General features: G+C 67.7%; 23 protein-coding genes, 1 pseudogene and 1 riboswitch. Of the genes and pseudogenes, 12 read left to right on the top strand and 12 right to left on the bottom strand.

The window, feature by feature from the left end:
• Nucleotides 1–958, bottom strand: a 958-nt coding sequence (locus AC1DWT_RS21170; RefSeq protein WP_477922020.1) for an RNA-guided endonuclease TnpB family protein, incomplete at its 3' end; no start/stop codon positions are given.
• 438 nt (nt 959–1,396) lie between these two features.
• Between AC1DWT_RS21170 and AC1DWT_RS21165 the strand changes: the two are divergent.
• The 4 genes and pseudogenes from AC1DWT_RS21165 (at nt 1,397) to AC1DWT_RS21150 (ending at nt 4,650) form a co-directional block, all read left to right on the top strand.
• Nucleotides 1,397–2,580, top strand: a pseudogene (locus AC1DWT_RS21165) (C40 family peptidase).
• A gap of 8 nt (nt 2,581–2,588) precedes the next feature.
• Nucleotides 2,589–2,933, top strand: a complete 345-nt coding sequence (locus AC1DWT_RS21160; protein ID WP_095861068.1) for a hypothetical protein — start codon at nt 2,589–2,591, stop codon at nt 2,931–2,933.
• Complete coding sequence (locus AC1DWT_RS21155; protein WP_095860875.1) at nt 2,930–3,235, top strand: YbaB/EbfC family nucleoid-associated protein; 306 nt, start codon at nt 2,930–2,932, stop codon at nt 3,233–3,235. The genes AC1DWT_RS21160 and AC1DWT_RS21155 overlap by 4 nt, the downstream gene beginning before the upstream one ends.
• Nucleotides 3,236–3,402: 167 nt before the next feature.
• Nucleotides 3,403–4,650, top strand: a complete 1,248-nt coding sequence (locus tag AC1DWT_RS21150; protein ID WP_095860876.1) for a primosomal protein — start codon at nt 3,403–3,405, stop codon at nt 4,648–4,650.
• Between the two features lie 19 nt (nt 4,651–4,669).
• On the opposite strand, the gene AC1DWT_RS21145 is transcribed toward AC1DWT_RS21150, so the two are convergent.
• The 3 genes from AC1DWT_RS21145 to AC1DWT_RS21135 are packed head-to-tail and all read right to left on the bottom strand — an operon-like array spanning nt 4,670 to nt 7,457.
• Nucleotides 4,670–5,755 carry an adenosine deaminase gene (locus AC1DWT_RS21145; RefSeq protein WP_095860877.1) on the bottom strand — a complete coding sequence of 362 codons (1,086 nt, stop codon included), beginning with the start codon at nt 5,753–5,755 and terminating at the stop codon, nt 4,670–4,672.
• A 9-nt stretch (nt 5,756–5,764) separates the two neighbouring features.
• Entirely contained in the window at nt 5,765–7,060 is a 1,296-nt protein-coding gene (locus AC1DWT_RS21140) for a thymidine phosphorylase (protein WP_477922017.1), read from the bottom strand.
• Entirely contained in the window at nt 7,053–7,457 is a 405-nt protein-coding gene (locus AC1DWT_RS21135; protein ID WP_095860878.1) for a cytidine deaminase, read from the bottom strand. The genes AC1DWT_RS21140 and AC1DWT_RS21135 overlap by 8 nt, the downstream gene beginning before the upstream one ends.
• 255 nt (nt 7,458–7,712) lie before the next feature.
• Between AC1DWT_RS21135 and sdhC the strand changes: the two genes are divergently transcribed.
• The 6 genes from sdhC to AC1DWT_RS21105 all read left to right on the top strand — a co-directional run bounded on the left by sdhC (nt 7,713) and on the right by AC1DWT_RS21105 (nt 13,658).
• Nucleotides 7,713–8,117, top strand: a complete 405-nt coding sequence (gene sdhC / locus AC1DWT_RS21130) for a succinate dehydrogenase, cytochrome b556 subunit (protein ID WP_005239889.1) — start codon at nt 7,713–7,715, stop codon at nt 8,115–8,117.
• A 1-nt stretch (nt 8,118) separates the two neighbouring features.
• Entirely contained in the window at nt 8,119–8,562 is a 444-nt protein-coding gene (locus tag AC1DWT_RS21125) for a succinate dehydrogenase hydrophobic membrane anchor subunit (RefSeq protein WP_005239887.1), read from the top strand.
• Between the two features lie 15 nt (nt 8,563–8,577).
• Nucleotides 8,578–10,329, top strand: a complete 1,752-nt coding sequence (sdhA, locus tag AC1DWT_RS21120; RefSeq protein WP_477922014.1) for a succinate dehydrogenase flavoprotein subunit — start codon at nt 8,578–8,580, stop codon at nt 10,327–10,329.
• Complete coding sequence (locus tag AC1DWT_RS21115; protein ID WP_005256985.1) at nt 10,329–11,108, top strand: succinate dehydrogenase iron-sulfur subunit; 780 nt, start codon at nt 10,329–10,331, stop codon at nt 11,106–11,108. The genes sdhA and AC1DWT_RS21115 overlap by 1 nt, the downstream gene beginning before the upstream one ends.
• A 155-nt stretch (nt 11,109–11,263) precedes the next feature.
• Nucleotides 11,264–12,259: a malate dehydrogenase gene (locus AC1DWT_RS21110; protein ID WP_095860880.1), complete on the top strand. Its 996-nt coding sequence runs from the start codon at nt 11,264–11,266 to the stop codon at nt 12,257–12,259.
• Nucleotides 12,260–12,377: 118 nt separating this feature from the next.
• Nucleotides 12,378–13,658: a D-alanyl-D-alanine carboxypeptidase family protein gene (locus AC1DWT_RS21105; protein ID WP_072948996.1), complete on the top strand. Its 1,281-nt coding sequence runs from the start codon at nt 12,378–12,380 to the stop codon at nt 13,656–13,658.
• Nucleotides 13,659–13,668: 10 nt separating this feature from the next.
• Here AC1DWT_RS21105 and yhjD read toward each other — a convergent pair whose 3' ends face one another.
• The 5 genes from yhjD to AC1DWT_RS21080 all read right to left on the bottom strand — a co-directional run bounded on the left by yhjD (nt 13,669) and on the right by AC1DWT_RS21080 (nt 19,274).
• Nucleotides 13,669–14,691 carry an inner membrane protein YhjD gene (gene yhjD, locus AC1DWT_RS21100; RefSeq protein ID WP_095860881.1) on the bottom strand — a complete coding sequence of 341 codons (1,023 nt, stop codon included), beginning with the start codon at nt 14,689–14,691 and terminating at the stop codon, nt 13,669–13,671.
• Between the two features lie 4 nt (nt 14,692–14,695).
• Nucleotides 14,696–15,730 carry a tryptophan--tRNA ligase gene (gene trpS, locus AC1DWT_RS21095; protein WP_095860882.1) on the bottom strand — a complete coding sequence of 345 codons (1,035 nt, stop codon included), beginning with the start codon at nt 15,728–15,730 and terminating at the stop codon, nt 14,696–14,698.
• Nucleotides 15,731–15,782: 52 nt separating this feature from the next.
• Complete coding sequence (locus AC1DWT_RS21090) at nt 15,783–16,589, bottom strand: exodeoxyribonuclease III (protein WP_095861069.1); 807 nt, start codon at nt 16,587–16,589, stop codon at nt 15,783–15,785.
• 35 nt (nt 16,590–16,624) lie between these two features.
• On the bottom strand, nt 16,625–17,848 hold the full coding sequence (locus tag AC1DWT_RS21085) for an MFS transporter (protein WP_083395565.1): 1,224 nt from the start codon (nt 17,846–17,848) through the stop codon (nt 16,625–16,627).
• Nucleotides 17,849–18,050: 202 nt separating this feature from the next.
• Nucleotides 18,051–19,274: an NADP-dependent isocitrate dehydrogenase gene (locus tag AC1DWT_RS21080; RefSeq protein ID WP_072948985.1), complete on the bottom strand. Its 1,224-nt coding sequence runs from the start codon at nt 19,272–19,274 to the stop codon at nt 18,051–18,053.
• Nucleotides 19,275–19,549: 275 nt separating this feature from the next.
• Nucleotides 19,550–19,670, top strand: a riboswitch (SAM riboswitch).
• 116 nt (nt 19,671–19,786) lie between these two features.
• Here AC1DWT_RS21080 and AC1DWT_RS21075 point away from each other — a divergent pair.
• Both AC1DWT_RS21075 and metX read left to right on the top strand, forming a co-directional pair.
• Nucleotides 19,787–21,070, top strand: coding sequence for a bifunctional o-acetylhomoserine/o-acetylserine sulfhydrylase (locus AC1DWT_RS21075; protein ID WP_072948983.1), 1,284 nt, complete (start codon nt 19,787–19,789; stop codon nt 21,068–21,070).
• Nucleotides 21,067–22,191, top strand: coding sequence for a homoserine O-acetyltransferase MetX (gene metX, locus AC1DWT_RS21070; protein ID WP_072948981.1), 1,125 nt, complete (start codon nt 21,067–21,069; stop codon nt 22,189–22,191). Before AC1DWT_RS21075 ends, metX begins: the two co-directional genes overlap by 4 nt.
• 30 nt (nt 22,192–22,221) lie before the next feature.
• Here metX and AC1DWT_RS21065 read toward each other — a convergent pair whose 3' ends face one another.
• The 3 genes from AC1DWT_RS21065 to AC1DWT_RS21055 are packed head-to-tail and all read right to left on the bottom strand — an operon-like array spanning nt 22,222 to nt 24,031.
• On the bottom strand, nt 22,222–22,506 hold the full coding sequence (locus AC1DWT_RS21065; protein ID WP_072948979.1) for a DUF3017 domain-containing protein: 285 nt from the start codon (nt 22,504–22,506) through the stop codon (nt 22,222–22,224).
• A gap of 1 nt (nt 22,507) precedes the next feature.
• A complete protein-coding gene (locus tag AC1DWT_RS21060) occupies nt 22,508–23,368 on the bottom strand; it encodes a bifunctional methylenetetrahydrofolate dehydrogenase/methenyltetrahydrofolate cyclohydrolase (RefSeq protein ID WP_174705571.1) in 861 nt (286 codons plus the stop codon).
• A gap of 57 nt (nt 23,369–23,425) precedes the next feature.
• The gene (locus AC1DWT_RS21055; RefSeq protein WP_095860883.1) at nt 23,426–24,031 is read right to left on the bottom strand and encodes a pentapeptide repeat-containing protein; all 606 of its coding nucleotides are present in this window, start codon (nt 24,029–24,031) and stop codon (nt 23,426–23,428) included.
• Nucleotides 24,032–24,071 lie beyond the last annotated feature (40 nt).

The raw sequence follows: 24,071 nt of genomic DNA, 5'->3' as shown, positions 1-24,071 counted from the left end.
AGAACCGGTCGATCGCCACCACCCGGCGCCCGTACCAGTCGGCCTTGTACTCGAGCATCGACCGGAACTCGGACCACCCCGCATCCGAGATCGTCCGAGACAACGACCGATTCTTGACCATATTCCGCACACTCAGATCCTCGATGGCGATCACTTGATTTTCGCGCACCAGTCGAGTGGAAAGTTTGTGCAGATAGTCGCGGCGCCGATCAGCGATCCGACCATGAATCTTCGCGACCTTCAGTCGAGCCTTGACCCGGTTCCGGGACCCCTTCTCCTTCTTGGCCAGCACCCGCTGCGCCTTCGCCAGCCGCTCACGATCCCTGCGCTCGTGGCGCGGGTTGGTGATCTTCTCCCCCGTCGAGAGTGTGTAGAGGCTGGTGATCCCGGCATCGAGCCCGACCACCCGATCGGTCGGCTCGAGTTCGCTGATGGTGTCCTCGACGAGGATCGAGATGTGGTACTGACCGCGGGCATTGCGCGACACCGTCACCTGCGACGGCACCGCCCCCTCCGGTAAGGGCCTCGACCACCGAATGTCCAGGGGTTCGGACTGCTTGGCCAACCGGATCTGCCCGCCGCGGTAGGTGAAGCAGTTCGAGTAGTAGGTCGCCGAATCCTTCGACCGCCCCTTCCTCTTGAATTGCGGGTAGCGGGTCTGCTTGCGCCAGAACTTCTCGAACGCGCCCTGCAACTGCCGCAGCGATTCCTGCAGCGGCCCCTTCGACGGCTCCGCCAACCACGCGGTCTCGGGGTCCCGCTTCCATCCGGTGAGCATCTTCGAGCTGTCCGCGTAGGTGACCCGTCGCTGCTCCTGCGACCAGGCACGCGTCCGCTCGGCCAACGCCCGGTTGTAGACATACCGGGTGCACCCGAACGTCTGAGCAAGCTGTTCGGCCTGCACCGCAGTCGGATAGAAACGGTACTTGAACGCCCGCTTCACCACCCTCCCCGCCATAACCCAGACACTAGCCACACAGTCCGACAAAACCAGATCGGCTATCCCGGACCTGAAGGACCGGGTTTGCGCCGAAAGACTCACGGATCAAATCCGACTGGGGGGATGACGATGAACGACTTGAGGGCGGATACCGCGAGTATTGCCGAGTTCGCCGCCATAGCCGCGACCATGTCCGTGGAGATGCAGGCCGCGGGTCTCGGGGCCGCCGCCGCGGGACCGCTGCTGCTCGGTCCGGTCTTCGGGGTGATCGGCCGGCGATTTCGTCGCCGCCTTCGCGACAGCGCACGCCGCGCACCTGGCCTCCATCGAGAAGCTGTCCGGCGTGCTCGGCGGAATCAGCGCGACCGCGCTCGCGAATGCCGCCGCGTACGAGGGCACCGAGGCGGCCACCACGGCCGCGCTCGCCGCGGACGCGGTCGGGCTGGAGGCCTGACCGTGATCCCCATCGACCTCCTCACCCGCCCGATCCTCGATCTGCTCGGCGCGTTCGGCAGCGGAGTCCTTCCCGCAGGCGGACCCGCCGACGCCCTGCGCGCGTCCTCGATCGCCATCGACGCGGTGCACGACACCGGGCGCACAGGCATCAGCTCGATCTACGGCGACTGGCAGGGCAAGGGCGGCACCGGTGCGATCGTGAAGACCGAGGAGGCGCAGCGTGCGACGGTCGCGGTCTCCGATCGCGGCAACGACATGGCTGCCGTCGTCGCCGAGGCCTCCGAGATCGTCCGGGCAGGAATGCTGCAGTTGCAGGAGATCCTGCAGTCGTTCATCTCCCTCGCGGTCGCGGCCGGACCCGCCCTCGTCACCCCGCCCGGTCAGGCGATGATCGTCGCGGCGGCACTCGACCACCTCGGCCGGGCCACCGCGGTCGTCGCGAAGGTGCGGGCCGAACTCGCCGAGCAGACCGGGAAGATGGTCACCCTCACACCGGCCGAAGACATCCCGTCCGCGCCCGCCGCCACCGCACCCGCGAGCACGACCGCAGCGAGCACGGCGCCCGCCTCCGCGGCCCCCGTCGCACCCGCGGCTCCGACGTGGTCGGCCGTGCGGCGTCCGGGTTCGTGAGTTCCTCGGGTTCGTCGCCGATGTCGGGCCTGACGAGCATCTCCGCCCCGGCCACGCACTCGTCGGGCGGATGCGCGGCGGGCGGATTCCCTCACGGGCAGATCGGGAGGAGCCGGTCAGGCGCCGTCCACCTCGGATCCCGCCCACGGCGGCGAGGGCGTCGAGGTGGTCCTGCCCGACGGCAGCACCGCCGTCGCCCCCAACAAGGCAAGGAGGCGGCCGACGCCGTCCGCAACGCGCTGTCGCAGCAGGGTGTCCCGTACGTCTGGGGCGGGACGTCGCCCGGCGAGGGCCTCGACTGCAGCGGGCTGACGCAGTGGGCGTACGGCGAAGCGGGCGTGGGTCTTCCGCGCCTGGCGCAGGAGCAGAACGTCGGCACCGCCGTCGACCCGGGCGACCTGATGCCCGGCGACCTCGCCGTGTGGGACGGCCACGTGGCGATGGTGATCGGCAACGGCCAGCTCGTCGAGGCCGGTGATCCCGTGCAGGTCGGTCCGATCCGAACCAGCAACAGCGGCATGGGCTTCTACGGCTTCTACCGACCCACGGAATGACAGGAATCATGTTTCCCCCCACCCCGCCCCCGGCCGGCATCACGGCCGCAGTCAGCAATCGCTCCGGCACCGTCTCGGTCCGGACCACCGAGCAGGGTTTGCCGCTCGAACTCCGCATCGATCCGCGCGAACTCCGCTACGGCGGCCAGCGGCTCGCGGACGAGATCCTGACGCTCTGCAGGCGCTCGGCGATGGAGGCCGGCGCGCGCCGCCGCGACGAACTCGCCCGTGACGGCATGCCCGCCGAGATCCTCGACAAGCTCGGGCTGCCCACACGCGCCGACGTCGCCGCCGCGCAGGCGATCGAGGACGAGGAAGAACCCACCCCGACGAGCTGGATGCGACCACTGTGAGCGAACACGACATGGATGCGATCGTCGGCCGGGCCACCGAACAGGTGAACCTGCTCGAGGAGGCCCTCGCCGGGCTGCAGTCGATCGCGGCGCGGGCGTCGAGCGAGTCCGATCAGGTGACGGCCGAGGTCGACGGGAACGGCACGTTGACCGGTCTGTGGATGGACGACTCCATCTCGAGCCTCGACGCCCGCACCCTCGCGGCCATGATCACGAGTACCACCCAGGAGGCGGCCCGGCTCGCCACCGAACAGCGGACCCGGGTCATGGCGGCGCTGCAGGACGGGTTCGGGAGGGTGTGACCCTCACTGTCCGGCGAAGTCGCGGACCGTGGCGTGCCGGGTCGAAGGTTCCGGGGAGCGTCGCCGACCGCGTCGCGGCCGCTGCGGCACGGCGGCGACGGGCGTCGGAAACGGTCCGCACACAGCCCGGGTATAACTTTGGCCGCGGGGTCGATAGGCTTCGCGCCATGGCTGGAGACATCGTCCCGATCGAACTCGGTCTCACCGACGGCGACCTCGTGACACTGTGGGCACCACGGTGGCGTGAAGGCGACGACGAGTGGGAAGCATTCCTTGGTCACGAGGAAGACCTCTACGGGTTCGAATCAGTGGCAGAACTCGCTGCCTTCATCCGCACCAATACCGACAATGACCTCGTCGAGCACCCCGCGTGGGGCGTGGTGTCCGGGCTCTCCGCCGCCGAACTCGAGCCCGACGAGAACTTCTGCTTCGATCTGATCGGTGTGCCCGAACTGGCGGCGAGTGACCCCGACGCCGTCGTCGTGAGCGAACTCGAAGACACGCTCAACATGGTGCGCAACATCGGTGAGGTCTGCGAACTGGACGCGGTCACCAAGTTCTTCAGCGCGAATCCCATTCTCGGTGCGCTCCCGGCAGGCGCCAGCGCTTTCGAGGGACGCGAGGGCGAGGAGCTGTGGGCGCAGATCGGGACTGCGATCGCGAAGGGCTGGGATGACGTCCTCGACGCCGTCGACAACATCGTCGCCACCCCCGAGGTGGACGCCGAGGCGGTAGCCGTGGCCGAGGCCGAACTGGTGGCCGCCGACGAGAACACCGTCGACGTGGACGACGTCGCCGAGGAGGCCGAGGAAGACGAGGAGTTCGTCGCACTCGACCTGAACACCGAGGACGACGAGGAGGAAGACGACTCGTTCTGGGGTGCGGTGGGTGTCGACCCCGTCAAGATCATCACGTCCGGGGAGACGTACTTCACGCTCCGGTGCTACCTCGACGACGACGCGATCTTCCTCGGGCGTGACGGCGCGATCTTCGTATTCACGTCCGAGCGGGCACTGGCCCGGTACCTCGCCGACAACCACGAGCACGCCCTCGCTCAGGTCAGCACGTACGAGGAGATCCAGGTGGCGGCGGTCGACGGGTCGCTCGAGGTCGAGGTCACCGACGAGAACGTGTACGTCCTGCCCGGTCTCGCCGACGACCTGGCCGCAGGCCCGGAGTCCGTCGACGCGGACCAGCTGGACCTCGCCGTCGAATTGTTCACCGATGCAGCCGATTTCGCCGACGACGACTCGGTGGAAACCGCGCTCGTGTCGTCCGACCCGCTGGGCTGGTACGTCTCGTTCGTCCTCAACCCGGACCCGACGCGGATGGCGCCGAGCGCGCCCTTCGACGCGGAGGCCGAGGCGTGGCGGACGCTCGAGCGGGAGTTCGAGGCCCGCCTGCGGAAGGTCTGAGCGCCCGCCGACGGGACGCTCAGCCGACCAGCACGGCGAATCCCGGCTTGATCACCTCGTCGATCAGCTGCAGCCGCTGATCGAACGGGATGAACGCCGACTTCATCGCGTTGATGGTGTAGCGCTCGAGATCCGTCCAGCCGTAGCCGAACGTCTCGACCAGGCGGAGCATCTCCTGGCTCATGCTGGTGTCGCTCATCAGCCGGTTGTCGGTGTTGACCGTCACGCGGAACCGCAGCCGGGCGAGCAGGTCGAACGGATGGTTCTCTAGCGCGTCCACGGCCCCGGTCTGGACATTGGAGCTGGGACACAACTCCAGGGGAATCCTCTTGTCCCGCACATAGTTCGCGAGCTTGCCGAGCACCGGGACGCCGTCGGTGCCGATCGTGATGTCGTCGGTGATCCGGACCCCGTGGCCGAGGCGGTCCGTGCCGCAGAACGCAATGGCCTCGTGAATGGACGGCAGGCCGAACGCCTCACCCGCGTGAATGGTGAAGTGCGCATTGCTGCCCCGCATGTACTCGAAGGCGTCGAGGTGGCGACTGGGCGGATTCCCGGCCTCGGCGCCTGCGATGTCGAATCCGACGACGCCTCGGTCCCGGAACCGGATCGCCAGTTCCGCGATCTCCCGGGACCGCGCCGCGTGCCGCATCGCGGTGAGCAGGACGCCGATCCGGATGTTCTGGCCGCGCACCTCCGCCGCGGACTCCCCCGCCTCGAATCCGAGCAGGACCTGTTCCACCACCTCGTCGAGGGTCAGCCCCTCTTCGAGGTGCTGCTCCGGGGCGAACCGGACCTCGGCGTAGACCACGCCGTCGGCGGCGAGGTCCTCGGCGCATTCACGGGCGACGCGTTCGAGCCCTGCAGGTGTCTGCATGACGGCGACGGTGTGGGCGAACGTCTCGAGGTACCGCTCGAGGGAACCGCTGTCCGCGGCCTCCCGGAACCACTTCGCGAGCGCGGGCGCGGTGTCGGCGGGCAGCGCGTCGTAGCCGCAGTCGCGGGCGAGTTCGAGAACCGTCTCGGGCCGGAGACCTCCGTCGAGATGGTCGTGCAGCAACACCTTCGGCGCTCGGCGCAGGGCCGACAGATCCAGTGCGGTCATGGGACGACGTTAGCGTGAGGGATCCTCTATCCGCTCGATGACGAGCGGTGTCGTCACCGGCGGCGCGTCAGCCACGACGGTCCAGGCTTCGGAAAGTGCGGCTTTCGCCGCGGCGAACCGTTCGGGCGTGTCGGTGTGCAGCGTGACGAGCGGGGTGCCGACCGACACCGTCTCCCCCGGCTTCGCGTGCAGTTCGATGCCGGCCCCGGCCTGCACCGGCTCGCCCTGCCGTGCGCGGCCCGCACCGAGCCGCCACGCGGCGAGCCCGACGGCCATGGCGTCGAGACCGCACACCACACCGTCGGACTCGGAGAGCAGCACCTCGGTGTGCCGGGCCGTCGGCAGCGGGGCGTAGGGGTCGCCGCCCTGGGCGGCGATCATTCTCCGCCAGCGGTCCATGGCGGAGCCGTCCCGCAGCTTGTCGGCCGGGTCGACGCCGTCGATTCCGGCTGCCTTCAACATTTCTCGGGCGAGCTCGAGGGTCAGCTCCACGACGTCGGACGGGCCGCCCCCGGCGAGCACCTCCAGCGATTCCCGCACCTCCAGCGCATTGCCCGCGGTGTGACCGAGGGGCGCGTCCATCGCCGTGAGCAATGCCATCGTCCGCACCCCGGCGTCGTTCCCGAGGTCGACCATCGTCTGGGCCAGCTCGCGTGCGTCGTCGAGCTTCTTCATGAACGCGCCCGAACCGACCTTCACGTCGAGGACCAGCGCGCCGGTGCCCTCGGCGATCTTCTTGCTCATGATCGAGCTGGCGATCAGGGGAATCGACTCGACCGTCCCGGTGACGTCCCGCAGTGCGTACAACCGCCGGTCCGCCGGCGCCAGGTCCGAGCTTGCCGCGCACACGACGGCGCCGACCTCGGGGTCGGACAGGATCTCGGCCATCTCCGACGTGTCGAGGTCGGCGCGCCAGCCCGGGATCGACTCGAGCTTGTCGAGGGTTCCGCCGGTGTGGCCCAGCCCCCGCCCCGACAGCTGCGGCACCGCGGCGCCGCACGCGGCGACCAGTGGTGCGAGCGGGAGCGTGATCTTGTCGCCCACACCACCCGTCGAGTGCTTGTCCACGGTGGGGCGGCCGAGGTKAGTGAAGTCGAGGCGGTGACCGGACGAGATCATCGCCGTGGTCCAGCGACTCACCTCCTCGCGCGTCATCCCGCGGAAGAAGATCGCCATCGCCAGAGCCGACATCTGCTCGTCGGCCACGACACCTCGGGTGAATGCCTCCACCACCCAGTCGATCTCTGCACCGGACAGTTCTCGGCCGTCGCGTTTGGCGGCGATGATCGACGACGCGTCATGCATGGGTGATTCTCCCCTTCTCCTCCGGACCGAAAGCGTCCGGCAGCAGCTGTTCCAATGGGCGCACGCCGGCCCGGTGGTCGACGAGCAGTCCGGGGCCGCCGTGCTCGAAGAGAATCTGCCGGCAGCGTCCGCACGGCATGAGTATGTCGCCACTCGCGTCACAGCAGGTGAAGGCGATTAATCGCCCGCCGCCGCTCGCAAACAAGTTACCGACCAGTACGCATTCGGCGCAGAGCCCCAAACCGTATGAGACATTTTCCACATTGCATCCGACGACGATTCGTCCATCGTCCACCAGCGCCGCCGATCCCACCGCGAACCCGGAGTAGGGCGCGTAGGCCCTACCCATCACCTCATGCGCGTTGGCGCGCAACAGTTTCCAATCGATCTCGACCATGGTTACCCATCCAATCACGTGGGCTGAATGGATGCAGAGAATCGCCCGGGACGGCCCGGTCCGTATTGGAGAGGCAAACCTAAGTTCATTTGCAGGGGCGGTACGAACCCCGACTCGAATTAGTTCCCGCGTTTCTGTTGGGTTTAGAGTTCAGAGAAGTCGGTTCAGGATCACGTCGGGTCCCCAGTTGTGGTATGTCCGCAACGCTGCGCAGACTCGACACGTCCACCAATGACGTTGGAGGCACAGCACTCGATGAGTACTACGACYGAAGCCGCTCCGGCCAAGGAGCGCACACGGTCGCTTTACCGGGGCGACCCCGGAATGTGGTCCTGGGTTTTGCACCGGATCACAGGCGTAATGACGTTCTTCTTCCTATTCGTGCACGTGCTGGACACCGCGCTCGTGCGGGTGAATCCCGACACGTACGACAGTGTCATCGAGACCTACAAGAACCCGATCGTCGGGCTCATGGAGCTCGCTCTCGTCGCCGCGGTGCTGTACCACGCACTGAACGGTGTCCGGGTGATGCTGGTGGACTTCTGGTCCAAGGGACCGCAGTACCAGCGCCTGATGCTCTGGGTAATCCTCGCGATCTGGTTCCTGGTGATGATCCCGGGCGCAGGCCGCATCTTCTACAACATGTTTGCGGGGCACTGACATGACGACAGAAGCCAAGAGTCTCGGCAAGACCTACGACCGTCCCGCCAGCCTGGACAACCCGCGCTCTCCGCGCCGGACCTCGAAGAACAACTTCGAGCTGTACGCCTGGCTGTTCATGCGGTTCTCCGGTCTCGCACTGATCTTCCTCGTGCTCGGCCACCTCTTCATCATGCTGATGCTCGACGACGGTGTGCACCGCATCAACTTCGCGTTCGTCGCAGGCCGCTGGTCCAGCCCGTTCTGGCAGTTCTGGGACCTCACCATGCTGTGGCTTGCCCAGCTGCACGGCGGAAACGGACTCCGCACGGTCATCGCGGACTACTCCCGCAAGGACTCCACGCGCTTCTGGCTGACCACGATCCTCGTTCTCTCGATGATCCTGATCATGGGCCTCGGCACGTACGTCATCTTCACCTTCGACCCCAATATCTCGGCGAGCTAGGGGAGCACAGACTTCATGCAGGAACACCGTTATGACGTGGTCATCGTCGGTGCCGGCGGCGCCGGCATGCGCGCAGCGATCGAGGCCGGTCCCCGCGCCCGCACCGCGGTACTGACCAAGCTCTACCCCACCCGCAGCCACACCGGCGCGGCCCAGGGCGGCATGTGCGCCGCGCTGGCGAACGTGGAGGAAGACAACTGGGAGTGGCACACCTTCGACACGGTCAAGGGCGGCGACTACCTCGCCGACCAGGACGCCGTCGAGATCATGGCCAAGGAGGCCATCGACGCGGTGCTCGACCTCGAGAAGATGGGTCTGCCGTTCAACCGCACGCCCGAGGGCAAGATCGACCAGCGTCGTTTCGGTGGTCACACCCGCGATCACGGTAAGGCCCCCGTGCGCCGCGCATGTTATGCCGCGGACCGCACCGGTCACATGATCCTGCAGACGCTCTACCAGAACTGCGTCAAGCACGACGTCGAGTTCTTCAACGAGTTCTACGCCCTCGACATCGCGATCACCGAGACGGAGAACGGCCCGGTCGCCACCGGCGTCATCGCCTACGAGCTGGCCACCGGCGAGATCCACGTCTTCCACGCGAAGTCCATCGTGTTCGCCACCGGCGGCTCGGGACGCATGTACAAGACGACGTCCAACGCGCACACCCTCACCGGTGACGGCATGGGCATCATCTTCCGCAAGGGCCTCCCGCTGGAGGACATGGAGTTCCACCAGTTCCATCCGACAGGCCTGGCCGGGCTCGGCATCCTCATCTCCGAGGCCGTGCGCGGTGAGGGCGGCATCCTCCGCAACGCCGACGGCGAGCGGTTCATGGAGCGCTACGCCCCCACCATCAAGGACCTCGCACCCCGTGACATCGTCGCGCGGTCGATGGTTCTCGAGGTCCTCGAGGGACGCGGCGCGGGACCGAACAAGGATTACGTCTACATCGACGTGACCCACATCCCCGAGGAAGTCCTCGACGAGAAGCTCCCCGACATCATGGAGTTCTCCCGCACGTATCTCGGTGTGGATCCGGTCAAGGAACCCGTGCCGGTGTACCCCACCTGCCACTACGTCATGGGCGGCATCCCCACCAGGATCAACGGTGAGGTCCTCCGCAACAACGACGAGATCGTCCAGGGCCTGTACGCCGCGGGCGAGTGCGCCTGCGTGTCCGTCCACGGCGCGAACCGTCTCGGCACCAACTCGCTGCTCGACATCAACGTCTTCGGACGCCGCGCCGGCATCGCCGCCGCCGAGCACGCCAACAACAGCGAGTTCGTCGCCCTGCCGGAGACGCCCGAGAAGATGGTCGACGAGTGGATGGCCACCATCCTGTCGGACCACGGTCACGAGCGGGTCGCGGACATCCGCACCGAGCTGCAGCAGTCGATGGACAACAACGCCTCGGTGTTCCGCACGGAAGAGCGCCTCACCCAGGCACTCAAGGACGTGCGTGCACTGAAGGAGCGCTACAACCACATCACGGTGCAGGACAAGGGCAAGCGCTACAACAGCGACCTGCTCGAGGCCGTCGAGCTCGGCTTCCTCCTCGAAATGGCGGAGGTCACGGTCGTCGGCGCGCTTAACCGCAAGGAATCGCGCGGCGGMCACGCCCGCGAGGACTWCCCGGAYCGCAACGACGCCGAGTACATGMAGCACACSATGGCMTACAAGGWGGGCGACGGYCTGCTCTCCGACATCCGTCTCGACTACAAGCCGGTAGTCCAGACCCGCTACGAGCCGATGGAGCGTAAGTACTGATGAGCGCACCTGCAGTCGACAAGAGCGAGAACAAGTCGGATCTCCCTCCCGTTCCCGAGGGCGCCGTCATGGTCACCCTCAAGATCGCGCGGATGAACCCGGAATCCGGCGAGGGTCAGCACTGGGACAGCTTCCAGGTTCCGGCGCTGCCGACGGACCGCATGCTGAACCTGCTTCTGTACGTGAAGGGCTACCTCGACGGCACGCTGACGTTCCGCCGCAGCTGCGCCCACGGCGTGTGCGGTTCGGACGCGATGCGGATCAACGGCGTCAACCGTCTGGCCTGCAAGCTCCTCATGAAGGACATGCTGCCCAAGGACGGCAAGCCGGTGACGATCACCGTCGAGCCCATCAAGGGCCTGCCGGTGGAGAAGGACCTCGTCGTCGACATGGAGCCGTTCTTCGACGCGTTCCGCGCCGTGAAGCCGTTCCTCATCACCACCGGCAACGAGCCCACCCGTGAGCGCATCCAGTCGCAGCACGACCGGGCCCGTTTCGACGACACCACCAAGTGCATCCTGTGTGCCTGCTGCACCACGTCGTGCCCGGTGTACTGGAGCGACGGCAGCTACTTCGGTCCCGCCGCCATCGTCAACGCGCACCGCTTCATCTTCGACAGCCGTGACGAGGGTGCGTCGGAGCGTCTCGACATCCTCAACGACAAGGACGGCGTCTGGCGGTGCCGGACCACGTTCAACTGCACCGACGCGTGCCCCCGCGGCATCCAGGTGACGAAGGCGATCCAGGAAGTCAAGCGCGCGCTGCTCTTCGCACGCTGACCCGAGGTCTTCTCAGCACGTTCCAGGGCGCCCCCGGCCACTTCGGCCGGGGGCGCCCTGCGTCGTGTCCAAGCTCACTGTCCGAGCCGTCCCACGGTGAGATCCCCGCGCTAGTGTCGAGAACGGATGCTCCCGACGAACAGCGAGGTTCACACATGACGCAGTCGCCCACTCCCGCAGTGGTCACGGTCACCGGAGCGGCAGGAAGTATCGGTTACGCGGCGCTGTTCCGGATCGCCGCGGGCGCGATGCTCGGCCCCGACACTCCGATTCGACTGCGGCTCTTGGAAATTCCGTCCGCCGTGTCCGCGGCCGAAGGCACCGCGATGGAGCTCGACGACAGCGCCTTCCCTCTCCTTCGCGACGTCGAGGTGCACGACGACCCGAAGCGGGGTTTCGACGGCACCGACGTGGCCCTGCTCATCGGCTCGCGTCCCCGGTCCAAGGGGATGGAGCGCGGCGACCTGCTGGCCGCGAACGGGCAGATCTTCACCGTGCAGGGTCGCGCGATCAATCAGGTTGCCGCGGAAGGCGTCCGGGTGCTGGTCGTGGGCAACCCGGCCAACACCAACGCGCTCGTCGCCGCGAACAACGCCCCCGACGTACCCGCGGAGCGGTTCACGGCGCTGACCCGGCTCGACCACAACCGCGCGATCGCCCAGCTCGCACGGCACTCCGGCGCCGCGGTGAAGGACATCAGCCGCGTCACGATCTGGGGCAACCACTCCGGCACCCAGTACCCCGACATCTTCCACGCGCGGGTCGGGGACCGGTCCGGCGCCGAGTTCGCCGCGGACCGCGAATGGCTCACCGGCGACTTCATTCCCACCGTCGCGAACCGGGGCAGCGCGATCATCGAGGCCCGCGGCGCATCGTCCGCGGCCTCCGCCGCCAACGCCGCGATCGACCACGTGCACGACTGGGTGCTCGGCACCCCGGACGGCGATTGGACGTCCGTGGCGCTGCCCTCCACCGGCGCCTACGGGGTGCCGGAGGGGCTCGTCAGCTCGTTCCCGGTCCGGTCGGTCGACGGGGCCTGGCAGGTCGTGGAGGGGCTGGAGATCGACGAGTTCTCGCGGAAACGGATCGACGCGTCGGTGGCCGAACTCGAATCCGAACGCGACGCCGTCCGGGGCATGGGTTTCCTCTGATCCGGCGTCACTCTTCCGGAACGGTCGCAACGACGTCACGAAAGCGTGTCGACACGTGTCCGTTTTCGGAAGTCGACCGGTCGTCGCATACGCTGCCTCTTCGATGATGTGGCGTCGAGTGTGTACCGCGGTTGTGTCCGGAACCCTGCTGGCCGGACTCTCGGTGAGCGCTGCCGGGGCGATCCCGCCTCCGGTCCCCTCCTCCCCCATCTCGGCGCCGTTCACCATCCCGAACACCGACGACTGCCCGCACCGGTCGGCCCCGGCCCCCGCGATCGACCTGTCCGAGGTGCCGCAGCCCGGTGATCCGGCACCGACCGCCGTGTCCGTGCCCGACCAGCCGGTGGGCGGGCCGAAGCTCGCCGAATGCGGGGTGACGCTCCCCGACGGCGCCCCCGCGCTGCCCGCCGACATCGTGGCGTCCGGCTGGGTGCTGGCCGACATCGACAGCGGCGACGTGCTCGCGGCGAAGGACCCGCACGGCCGGTACCGCCCGGCCAGCACCATCAAGATGCTGCTCGCGCTCGTGGCGCTGGGCGAACTGGACCTCGACAAGACCGTGACCGCCACCGCCGAGGACGCCGCGGTGGAGGGCAGCGCGGTCGGGATCGGCAAGAACGGTCAGTACACGAACCGGCAGCTGATGCAGGGCCTCGTCATGGCGTCGGGGAACGACGCCGCCCACCTCCTCGCCCGGCAACTCGGCGGCGACGCCGCGACGGTCGAGAAGATGAACCGTCTCGCCGACACCCTCGGCGCTCACGACACGAGGACCGCGACCCCGTCCGGACTCGACGGTCCCGGCATGAGCAGTTCGCCGTACGACCTCGCGCTGATCTTCCACAACGCGATGAAGAACCCGACGTTCGCGGAGCTGATCTCCACGGAAACCGTTCAGTTCCCGGGCTTCCCGAAGGATCCCGCGATCCCGGAAGACCAGGACCGGCCGCCGTTCGCGCTCGCCAACGACAATCAACTGCTCTACAACTACCCGGGCGCGCTGGGCGGCAAGACCGGATTCACCGACGATGCGCGCCATACGTACGTCGGCGGCGCCGACCACGACGGCCGCCGCCTGATGGTGACGCTGATGGGAGCCGAGGCGCAGCCGATCCGCCCGTGGGAACAGGCAGCGCGACTGCTGGACTACGGTTTCGCCCTCGACCGCGACGCCCGGGTGGGTTCGCTGGAGGACCTGTACCCGGCCGAGGACGGCTCGTCCGCGGTGCTCGCCGCACCGCCGCAACAGGATTCGGCCGCTGCCACGAGTTCCGTCGTCGCCTCGGGTTCCGACCATCCCGACAACACGCTGGCCCTGCGGGCGGGTGTGGGGATCGTCGGGGCGGCCGTCGTCCTCGTGCTGGTGCTCTGCGCACGCCGGCTGTCCCGCAGGCGCTGACGCTCCCGGATCAGCGCTTGTTGCGGGTGAACAGTCCGGACAACCCGAGCGCGGCAAGGGCCCCCACACCGACCAGGGCGAGTCCCCCACGCACACCCGGACCCTCGTGGACCTCGATCCGCGGCGTGATGACGGCCGGATCCGGCGGAGGCACGAACGCGAGCGCCATGCTGGCCCTGGTGGTCGCGGCCCACGCCGTCGAGAAGAGCAGCATCCGGCAGGTCAGGTAGATGAACACGAGCAGACCGATGATCGGGCCGAACGCCACTCCTGCCGGACCCGCGGTGACCGCAGTGAGATAGATGGCACCGACCTGCTTGAAGATCTCGAACACCACGGCCGCGAGCAGGGCCGCCTTGATCGCACTGCGGAACGTCACGGGCTCCCGGGGCAGTCGGGCAATCACCCAGGCGAACACCGCCCACGTCGCGACCAGCGAGAGCACGGTCGACAGTGCGCGCAGTCCGGCGTCGACGCCGGTCACCTCGTCGAGGTTGAGCACCTCGACGACCGTGCGGGCCACCGGACCGCTGCTCAGCGCGGACGATCCGATCGAGACGATCATCGCCAGGCCCAGTCCGAGCAGAGCGCCCGCGTCGCCGAGCTTGGTGCGCACGAAACCCTTCGTTTCGCGCTGGCTCTCCCACATCGCCGTGAGCGCGTCGCGCAGGTTCGCCATCCATCCCAGACCGGCGTAGGCGGCACCGAGCAGACCGAGGACACCCACGCTGGCGCGGGACGCGATGGCCGAATCGATGATGGTGTTGAGCGTGTCACCGAGACTTCCGGGCACGTTCTTCGTGATGCCGTCCTGCAGTTCCTGCAGCAACTCCGGCTGCCCGGCGAGCACGAAACCGGCGATGGCGAACGCGACCATCAGGATCGGAATCAGTGCGAGCACACTGAAATACGTGATACCCGCCGCGTAGTAGTCACCCTTCTGATTCTGGTACCGCTGAGCGGCCCGCATCAGATGGTCGAACCAGGGGCGCGCTGCCCGCTGCTTGTCGAGAAAACTCGGTTCGTCAGCCACAGTGCTATCCCTTCGGTGTCAGGAACCCTACCTTCTCGTACACGGCCGCCAACGTCTGCGACGACACTTCACGGGCCCGGTGGGCACCGGCCGCGATGACACGATCGAGTTCCGCCTCGTCCGAGAGGTACCCCTCCACTTTCGCTTTCAACGGTGTCACGAATTCGGCGAGAACGTCGGCCGTATCGGTTTTCAGGTCGCCGTAGCCCTTGCCCTCGTACCCGGCAACCAACGTCTCCACGGGGGTGCCGGACAACGCCGACTGGATGGTGAGCAGGTTGCTCACACCGGGCTTGGCCTGCGGGTCGTACCGGATCTCCCGCTCGTTGTCGGTGACGGCGGACTTGATCTTCTTCGCCGACACCTTGGGGTCGTCGAGCAGGTTGATCAGACCGGCCGGGCTCGGACCGGACTTGCTCATCTTCGACGTCGGATCCTGCAGGTCGAAGATCTTGGCGGTGCCCTTGATGATCTGGGCCTCGGGAATGACGAACGCCTTCCCGAACCGGGTGTTGAACCGCTGAGCGAGGTCGCGGGCCAGTTCGAGGTGCTGACGCTGGTCCTCGCCGACGGGGACCCGCTGTGGGCGGTACAGCAGGATGTCGGCGGCCATCAGCACCGGATACGTGAACAGCCCGACGCTGGCGTTCTCACTGCCCTGCTTCGACGACTTGTCCTTGAACTGCGTCATGCGACTGGCCTCACCGAAACCGGTGATGCAGTTGAGAACCCACGCCAGCTGCGCGTGCTCGGGGACCTGGCTCTGGACGAACAGCGTGGCGCGGTCGGGGTCGATGCCCAGCGCCAGCAACTGTGCCGCCGCGATCTTCGTGCGGCGGCGGAGTTCCTTCGGGTCCTGCGCCACCGTGATCGCGTGCAGGTCGGGGATGAAGTAGAACGCGTCGAAGTCGTCCTGCAGAGGCACCCACTGCTGCAGAGCACCCAGGAAATTGCCGAGGTGGAACGAGTCGGCGGTGGGCTGGATGCCGGAGAGCACCCGCGGTTTCGCGGTGGGTTTCTGAGCTGCAGGGGTCGACATGAGTATTGATCTTTTCACGTGTGCCGTGACGACACGAATCAGATACCGCCCGTCACCGGTACTGGACGGTGACCGGCGCGTGATCGGACCACCGCTGGTCGTAGGTTTCGGCGCGCTCGACGACGGCCTGCTTGGCGCGCTCCGCCAGTTCGCGGGTGGCGATCTGGTAGTCGATGCGCCAGCCGGAGTCGTTGTCGAACGCCTTCCCGCGGTACGACCACCACGAGTACGGTCCGGCGACGTCCGGTTCGAGCAGGCGCACGACGTCGGACCAGTGCGCGTCCTCGGCGAACAGCGCGGACATCCATTCCCGCTCGTGGGGCAGGAACCCGGAGTTCTTCTTGTTCGTCTTCCAGTTCTTCAGGTCGAGTTCGGTGTGGGCGATGTTCCAGTCGCCGCAGACCACGACGTGCCTGCCTGCCGCGACGGCGGCCTCGGCGGTGGCGGTGAGGTACCGGGCGAAGGAGTCCATGAACCGCTCCTTCTCCTCCTGCCGGGGTGTCTGGGCCTCCCCCGAAGGCAGGTACAGACTCGCCACCGTGAGGTCGTCGAAGTCCGCCTCGATGTAGCGGCCCGCGGCCGCGAACTCCTCGTCACCGTGGCCGACGCGGACGGCGTCGGCCGGCTTCCGGGACAGGATCGCGACGCCGTTGCGCCCCTTCGACGACGGTTCCGCGGACGCCAGGTTCCATCCGCCCTCCAGGGCGGGCGCGAGGGTCTCCGCGAGCTGCTCGTCCGACGCCCGCGTCTCCTGCAGGCAGACGACGTCGGCCTCCGTGCGCTCCATCCACTCGGTGAGCCCCTTGCGGGCGGCCGCGCGGACTCCGTTGACATTGACGGTGGTGATGATGTGTGGCACGGCAAGCACCGTAGCGGACGCGTACGACAGCGCGGCTACCGAGACGAACGGGCGCTGCGGCGTTCCATCGCGACGGCCACGGTGAGGACCACGAGGCCCGCGACGGCGAGCAGCGCACCCACCGCGGCGGGTGCCGTGTAGCCGTAGCCGGCGGCGATGACGACGCCACCGATCCACGCCCCGAACGCGTTCGCGATGTTGAGGGCCGCGTGGTTGAGCGACGCGGCGAGGGTCTGGGCGTCGGCGGCGACGTCCATCAGCCGGGTCTGCAGGCCGGGAACCATCGACGCGCCCGCGGCGCCGACGAAGAACACCAGCAGCAGCGCCGTGTACGGGTTGTGCGAGGCCATCACGAAGATGCCGAGCACCACCCCGAGCGCCGTCATCGCGGCGAACAGACCGGGAATCAGCGCCCTGTCGGCGAGCGCGCCGCCGATCAGATTGCCCGCGACCATGCCCAGCCCGTAGATCATCAGGGCCAGCGGCACCAGCGACCGCGACAGCCCGGCGACGTCGGTGAGGGTCGTGCTGATGTAGGTGTAGACGGCGAACATGCCACCGAACCCGACCATGCCGATGATCAGCGTCATCCACACCTGCGCACGGCGCAGGGCACCGAGTTCGGTGAGCGGATTCGTCATCCGCATCGCGGCGAGCGCGGGAACCCAGGACCAGATCGCGCCCAGCGTCACGACACCGATCAGTGCGACGAGGGCGAAGGCGCTGCGCCAGCCGAAGGCCTGGCCCAGCCACGAGGCGGCGGGAACACCGACGACGTTGGCCACCGACAGTCCCATCATGACGAGCGCGACCGCCCTGGCGCGCTGGCCGCGCTCGGCGAGGTGCGCCGCCACCAGGGCCGCGACGCCGAAGTAGGCGCCGTGCGGGAGGCCCGCGACGAACCGCGCGGCCATCAGCACCCCGTAGTTCGGTGCGAACACGGTGGCGGCGTTGCCGATCGTGAACGCCGCCATCAACGCGATCAGCAGCGTCTTGCGGGGCACCCGCGCGGTGAGCGCGGCGATGAGCGGCGCGCCCACGACCACGCCCAGGGCGTACGCCGAGATGACGTGCCCGGCCGTCGGCTCGGTGATCCCGAGGCTCGACGCCATCTCGGGAAGCAGTCCCATCGCCACGAACTCGGTGGTGCCGATCCCGAAGCCGCCGAGCGCGAGCGCGATCATGGCGAGCTTGCGGACGGACGGATGTTGCGCGATGACACCGAGGTGCTCGGGGCGGACCGGGGTGGAAGTGCTCACAGCAGGACTTTCGACTAGGCAGCAATACGACTACGCGGCGCACGGCGCCTCGTAGCGCAACGACCCACACCGGAATTCTCTTCCCCGGATTCCGCGTTTCGCGCCGCGAGCGGCCGTGAGATGACTCACCCGGCCCCGGAGACGCGAAACGGGACGACCCCGGCGAGGGGCGTCCCGTTTCGTACTGCTGCGGCGTCGGTGCCTACTGCTCGGCGATGGCCTTCTGGAGGTTGATGTCCAGTGCACCGAGGAATTCCTCGGTGGTCAGGTAGCCCTGGTCGCCGCCGACCAGCATCGCGAGGTCCTTGGTCATCTGGCCACCCTCGACGGTCTTGATGACCACGTCTTCGAGCTTCTGCGCGAAGCCGATGACGTCGGGGGTGCTGTCCAGCTTGCCGCGGTGCTCGAGTCCACGGGTCCACGCGAAGATCGACGCGATGGGGTTGGTGGACGTCGGCTTGCCCTGCTGGTGCTGACGGAAGTGACGCGTCACGGTGCCGTGTGCGGCCTCGGCCTCACACGTCTTTCCGTCCGGGGTCAGCAGCACGGAGGTCATGAGGCCGAGCGATCCGAAGCCCTGCGCGACGGTGTCGGACTGGACGTCGCCGTCGTAGTTCTTGCAGGCCCAGACGTAGCCGCCCTCCCACTTGAGCGCCGACGCGACCATGTCGTCGATGAGGCGGTGCTCGTAGGTGAGTCCTGCCGCGTCGAATTCCGGCTTGAACTCGGTCTCGTAGACGTGCTGGAAGATGTCCTTGAACGCGCCGTCGTACGCCTTGAGGATGGTGTTCTTGGTCGACAGGTACACCGGGTAATTCTGCTGCAGGCCGTAGTTGAGCGAGGCGCGCGCGAAGTCCTCGATGGACTTGGTGAAGTTGTACTGACCCTGGACGACGCCGCCGCCGTCGGGGAAGTTCACCAGTTCGTGCTCGATCGGCTCGCTGCCGTCCTCGGGCGTGTAGGTGATCATCACCTTGCCGGGGCCGGGGACCTTGAAGTCGGTGGCGCGGTACTGGTCGCCGAAGGCGTGACGGCCGATGATGATCGGCTTCGTCCAGCCCGGAACCAGTCGCGGGACGTTGGAGATGATGATCGGCGCGCGGAAGATCGTGCCACCGAGGATGTTGCGGATGGTGCCGTTGGGCGACCGCCACATCTTCTTGAGGCCGAACTCCTCGACGCGTGCCTCGTCCGGGGTGATCGTCGCGCACTTGACGCCGACGCCGTGCTTCTTGATGGCGTTGGCCGCGTCGACGGTGACCTGGTCGTCGGTCTCGTCCCGGTACTCGATACCGAGGTCGTAGTACTCCAGGTTCACATCCAAGTAGGGATGGATCAGCTTGTCTTTGATGAACTGCCAGATGATGCGTGTCATCTCGTCGCCGTCGAGTTCGACGACGGTGCCCTCAACCTTGATTTTGGACATGGGTGCTTCGCGTCCTCCTAGGAAGATTCCCTGGTTACACGGTTGCGGGCGCACTTCGTGAGTGGGTCCGCGAACGGTTCGCTTGTCAAACGTAGACGGTCGATGCGGCCGCTGGAGAGACCGCACTTAAACAAGACAAGCGTACTGCTATGCCCGGGGCGCGCAAGATGTGGGTGCGAAATCCCCCTCCCTACCAGCTGGTAACTTTTCGCTGCCAGCGGGCCTGATCGGTGCCGTTTCCGGTCGCTTCGCCGCAGCCGCTAAGATTCAACAGAGGTCATGAGTGCCAGCAACGAGCCCCGGCTAGCTGGCCGGCAACCCTCCGCCGCGGTGGGGTGCCCCGGGTGATGACCTGGTTCCCTGATTCATACAACAGTCGGGTGACAAGCGCGGGTCCGACATCGGAGGTTCATGATGCGTTGTTGTTGTCGTAGATAGACCCCAGACAGCCCTGTGCGCGAACGAACCAGTTCCTCGTCCGCGCCTCGTCAGACCACTGGAGTAGACAGCACATGACCGAGAACTGGTCGTTCGAGACCAAGCAGATCCACGCCGGGCAGACGTCCGACGCGACCACCAAGGCGCGGGCGCTGCCGATCTACCAGACCACCTCGTACACGTTCGACAGCACCGATCACGCTGCCGCGCTGTTCGGTCTGGCCGAGCCCGGCAACATCTACACCCGCATCATGAACCCCACCCAGGACGCCGTCGAGCAGCGCATCGCCGCCCTCGAAGGCGGCGTCGCCGCCCTCATGCTGTCGTCCGGGCAGGCCGCCGAGACGTTCGCGATCCTGAACCTCGCCGAGGCGGGCGACCACATCGTCTCCAGCCCGCGCCTGTACGGCGGCACCTACAACCTCTTCCACTACACGCTGCCCAAGCTCGGCATCGAGGTCTCGTTCGTCGAAGACCCCGACGACCTCGAGCAGTGGAAGAACGCGATCCGGGACAACACGAGGGCGTTCTACGGCGAGACCATCTCCAATCCCCGCAACGACGTGCTCGACCTGCCCGGCATCTCCGGCGTCGCACACCAGCACGGACTCCCGCTGATCGTCGACAACACCGTGGCCACCCCCTACCTGATCCGCCCGCTCGAGCACGGCGCGGACATCGTGGTGCACTCGGCCACCAAGTACCTCGGCGGTCACGGCACGGCCATCGCGGGCGTCATCGTCGACGGCGGCACGTTCGACTGGACCCAGGGCCGGCACAGCAGCTTCACCACCCCGGACCCGAGTTACCACGGCGTCGTCTACTCCGAACTCGGACCGCCCGCGTTCGCCCTCAAAGCCCGCGTGCAGTTGCTCCGCGACCTCGGTTCCGCGATCTCCCCGTTCAACGCGTTCCTCATCGCGCAGGGCCTCGAGACGCTGAGCCTGCGGATGGAACGGCACGTGTCCAATGCGACCGCCGTCGCCCAGTACCTGGAGGCACGGCCGGAGATCGTGTCCGTCGGATACGCCGGGCTCCCGTCGTCACCGTGGTACGACCGGGCGAAGCAGATCGCGCCGAGGGGTGCGGGTGCCATCGTGACGTTCGAACTCGCCGGCGGCATCGACGCGGGCAAGAAGTTCGTCAACGCACTCACCCTCCACAGCCACGTCGCGAACATCGGTGACGTCCGCTCGCTGGTGATCCACCCGGCGTCCACCACACACTCCCAGCTGACCCCGGAGGAGCAGGCCGCCAGCGGCGTCACCCCCGGACTGGTCCGCCTGGCGGTCGGCATCGAAGGGATCGACGACATCATCGCCGATATCGAGTCCGGAATTACGGCGGCGGCATCTTGACCGTGAGCGCAGTGCAGAACCTCCCCGTGGCCGACGGACGTCTCGGCACCGTCGACATCGGATCGCTCGAACTCGAGAACGGCGCGGTGATCCCGTCCGTGACTCTCGCCGTGCAGCGGTGGGGCGAACTGTCCCCGAACCGTGACAACGTGGTGCTCGTCGAGCACGCCCTCACCGGCGACTCCCACGTCACCGGCCCCGTCACCGACGAGCACCCCTCCCCCGGATGGTGGAGCGGAATGGTCGGTCCGGGTGCGCCGATCGACACCGACGAGTGGTGCGTCGTCGCGACCAACGTCCTCGGTGGCTGCCGCGGCACCACCGGTCCCGGTTCGGTCGCGGAGGACGGGCGCCCGTGGGGCAGCCGCTTCCCGGAGATCACCATCCGCGACCAGATCGCGGCCGAGAAGAAGTTCACCGACCTTCTGGGGATCGACAAGCTGGCGTCCGTGGTCGGTGGTTCGATGGGCGGCATGCGCGCGCTCGAGTGGGCCGTGACGTACCCGGACCAGGTTGCGTCGGCGCTCGTTCTCGCGGTCGGCGCCCGTGCGACCGCGGATCAGATCGGCACGCAGACCACGCAGATCGAGGCCATCACCAGCGACCCCGACTGGCTGGGCGGCGACTACCACGGCACCGGCCGGACCCCCCGGACCGGACTGCGCATCGCCCGCAGGATCGCGCACCTCACGTACCGCACCGAGAGCGAACTCGACTCTCGGTTCGCGAACTCGCCGCAGGACGGCGAGGACCCCTGGCGCGGCGGGCGGTACTCCGTCGAGAGCTACCTCCAGCACCAGGCCGACAAGCTGGTCGGCAGGTTCGACCCGGGCACGTACGTGCTGCTGTCCGAGGCCATGAACCGGCACGACGTGGGCCGCGGCCGCGGGGGTATCTCGGCGGCGCTGGGGGCGATCACCGCACCCGTCATCGTGGGCGGCGTCGACTCCGACCGCCTGTACCCGATCCGCCTGCAGGAGGATCTGGCCGAGGACATCCCCACCTGCGACGGCCTGCGGGTACTCAACTCGCGGGACGGCCACGACGGGTTCCTCACCGAGGCTGCCGCCGTCGCGAAACTGCTGTCCGAAACGATGCAACTGGCACGCGCCGGGCGCTGATCCCGCGCCGGGCGACGCCCGCTCGGACCGTCAGTCGGTTCCGAGCGGGTCGATCGACACGGCCAGCCAGACAATCGCGCCGCCGACGGCCACGAGTGCGCCCACGTCGAAGGCCTTGCTGCGCACCGCGAGCAGTCCGACGCGCTCCGACGGCATCGTCAACCGGAACGCTGCCGCGAGCAGGGTGGCGATACCGAACACGAACGCTCCCCGCCGCCACCGGTCCGCGAGCACGAACACCACGGCCACGACGATGACGACGAGGACTGCCAGCATCGGCAGGTTCTTCTTCGCGAACTGCCCCCAGTCGGCCATCTCAGCCGAGAGACGCTGCGACACGCTCAGCCCGCTCCACGACGTTGGTCAGCAGGAACGCGCGGGTCAGCGGTCCGACCCCGCCGGGGTTCGGGGACAGGAAACCGGCGACCTCGGCGACGTCCGCCGCCACGTCGCCGCGCAGCCCGTCCTCGGTGCGGCTCACGCCCACGTCGAGTACCGCGGCGCCGGGCTTGACCATGTCGGCCGTCACCAGCCCGGGAACACCCGCCGCCGCGATGACAATGTCGGCGCGCCGGACCTCCGCTCCGAGGTCCCGCGTGCGGGTGTGGCAGAGGGTGACGGTGGCGTTCTCGCTGCGCCGGGTGAACAGCAGGCCGATCGGGCGGCCCACGGTGACACCGCGACCGACGACGACGACGTGCGCCCCCTCGATCGGGACCTCGTAGCGGCGCAGCAGGTGCAGGATTCCGCGCGGCGTGCACGGCAGCGGCGCTTCCTTGCCCAGCACCAGGCGGCCGAGGTTGACCGGGTGCAGGCCGTCGGCGTCCTTGTCGGGGTCGATGCGCTCGAGCGCGGCGTTCTCGTCGAGCTGCTTCGGCACCGGGAGCTGCACGATGTACCCGGTGCAGTCGGGGTTGGCGTTGAGCTCGTCGATGGTGGCGTCGAGCTTCTCCTGCGTGATGTCCGCGGGCAGGTCGCGGCGGATCGAGGTGATCCCGACCTTCGCGCAGTCGTTGTGCTTGCCGCGCACGTAAGCGGCCGACCCCGGGTCGTCCCCCACCAGAACGGTGCCGAGACCGGGCGTGATGCCCTTGTCCTTCAGGGCGCTCACCCGCACCTTCAGGTCTTCGAAAATCTCGTCGCGGGTCGCCTTGCCATCGAGGATCGTTGCAGTCACGTGCCCCATTCTCTCAGGTTCGCCGAACCAGTGTCAGGCAGGTTCGCCGAACCAGTGTCAGGTCGGTTCCACCACGAGCCCGTTGGCCGTCGCGTACGCGATGGCCTGGGTGAGTTCGATCTGCGCCTTGTCCAGTGAGGCCGCCGTCCACAGGTTCGCGTCGACGTGCGCCCCGCGCAGGTCCGCGCCGTCGAATTTCGCGCCGCCCGTGCGGGCCCCGAACAGGTCCGCCGAGCGGAGCACGGCCCGGCGGAGGTCCGTGCGGACGAGGTTGGCTTCCCGGAACCGGCAGTCCGTGAAATCGAGTCCGCGCAGGTCGGCACCGCCCAGCGACACGAGCGTGAAGTCGCACTCGTCGAAGACCATCGGGCGCAGCCGGCAGTTGTCGAACTCCGAACCGAGGAAGCTGCAATTGCGGAACTCGCTGTGCCACAGCGTCGTTCTGGTGAACGCGCACGAGCGGAACGCCGTCCCCACGTGGTGCGACTCGGCGAGGTCGGCGCCCGTGAAATCGCATTCGGTGAAGATCACCGACTCGGTGCGGAGTTCGCTCAGGTCGGCGTCACGGAAGTTGCATTTCGTGTAGTGCCGCCGCTGCCAGTTCTGCGCGGGGAGTCGTGCGTCGCCGTAGTCCTCACCCACCACCTCTTCGACCGGATCCATGCGTCCATCATGCCGCCTCCCGGTGTGGCCCTAAGCTGTG

Source organism: Rhodococcus sp. P4_B6, assembly GCF_056402215.1.
This window is presented reverse-complemented; position numbering and strand designations above follow the sequence as displayed.

What these genes read in the sequence shown, in the direction of transcription:
- AC1DWT_RS21160 (WP_095861068.1), top strand. Translation starts at nt 2,589, where the DNA reads ATGTTTCCCCCCACCCCGCCCCCGGCCGGCATCACGGCCGCAGTCAGC.
- AC1DWT_RS21150 (WP_095860876.1), top strand. Translation starts at nt 3,403, where the DNA reads ATGGCTGGAGACATCGTCCCGATCGAACTCGGTCTCACCGACGGCGAC.
- AC1DWT_RS21145 (WP_095860877.1), bottom strand. Translation starts at nt 5,755, where the DNA reads ATGACCGCACTGGATCTGTCGGCCCTGCGCCGAGCGCCGAAGGTGTTG.
- AC1DWT_RS21135 (WP_095860878.1), bottom strand. Translation starts at nt 7,457, where the DNA reads ATGGTCGAGATCGATTGGAAACTGTTGCGCGCCAACGCGCATGAGGTG.
- AC1DWT_RS21125 (WP_005239887.1), top strand. Translation starts at nt 8,119, where the DNA reads ATGACGACAGAAGCCAAGAGTCTCGGCAAGACCTACGACCGTCCCGCC.
- AC1DWT_RS21115 (WP_005256985.1), top strand. Translation starts at nt 10,329, where the DNA reads ATGAGCGCACCTGCAGTCGACAAGAGCGAGAACAAGTCGGATCTCCCT.
- AC1DWT_RS21110 (WP_095860880.1), top strand. Translation starts at nt 11,264, where the DNA reads ATGACGCAGTCGCCCACTCCCGCAGTGGTCACGGTCACCGGAGCGGCA.
- trpS (WP_095860882.1), bottom strand. Translation starts at nt 15,730, where the DNA reads ATGTCGACCCCTGCAGCTCAGAAACCCACCGCGAAACCGCGGGTGCTC.
- AC1DWT_RS21080 (WP_072948985.1), bottom strand. Translation starts at nt 19,274, where the DNA reads ATGTCCAAAATCAAGGTTGAGGGCACCGTCGTCGAACTCGACGGCGAC.
- AC1DWT_RS21075 (WP_072948983.1), top strand. Translation starts at nt 19,787, where the DNA reads ATGACCGAGAACTGGTCGTTCGAGACCAAGCAGATCCACGCCGGGCAG.
- AC1DWT_RS21065 (WP_072948979.1), bottom strand. Translation starts at nt 22,506, where the DNA reads ATGGCCGACTGGGGGCAGTTCGCGAAGAAGAACCTGCCGATGCTGGCA.
- AC1DWT_RS21055 (WP_095860883.1), bottom strand. Translation starts at nt 24,031, where the DNA reads ATGGATCCGGTCGAAGAGGTGGTGGGTGAGGACTACGGCGACGCACGA.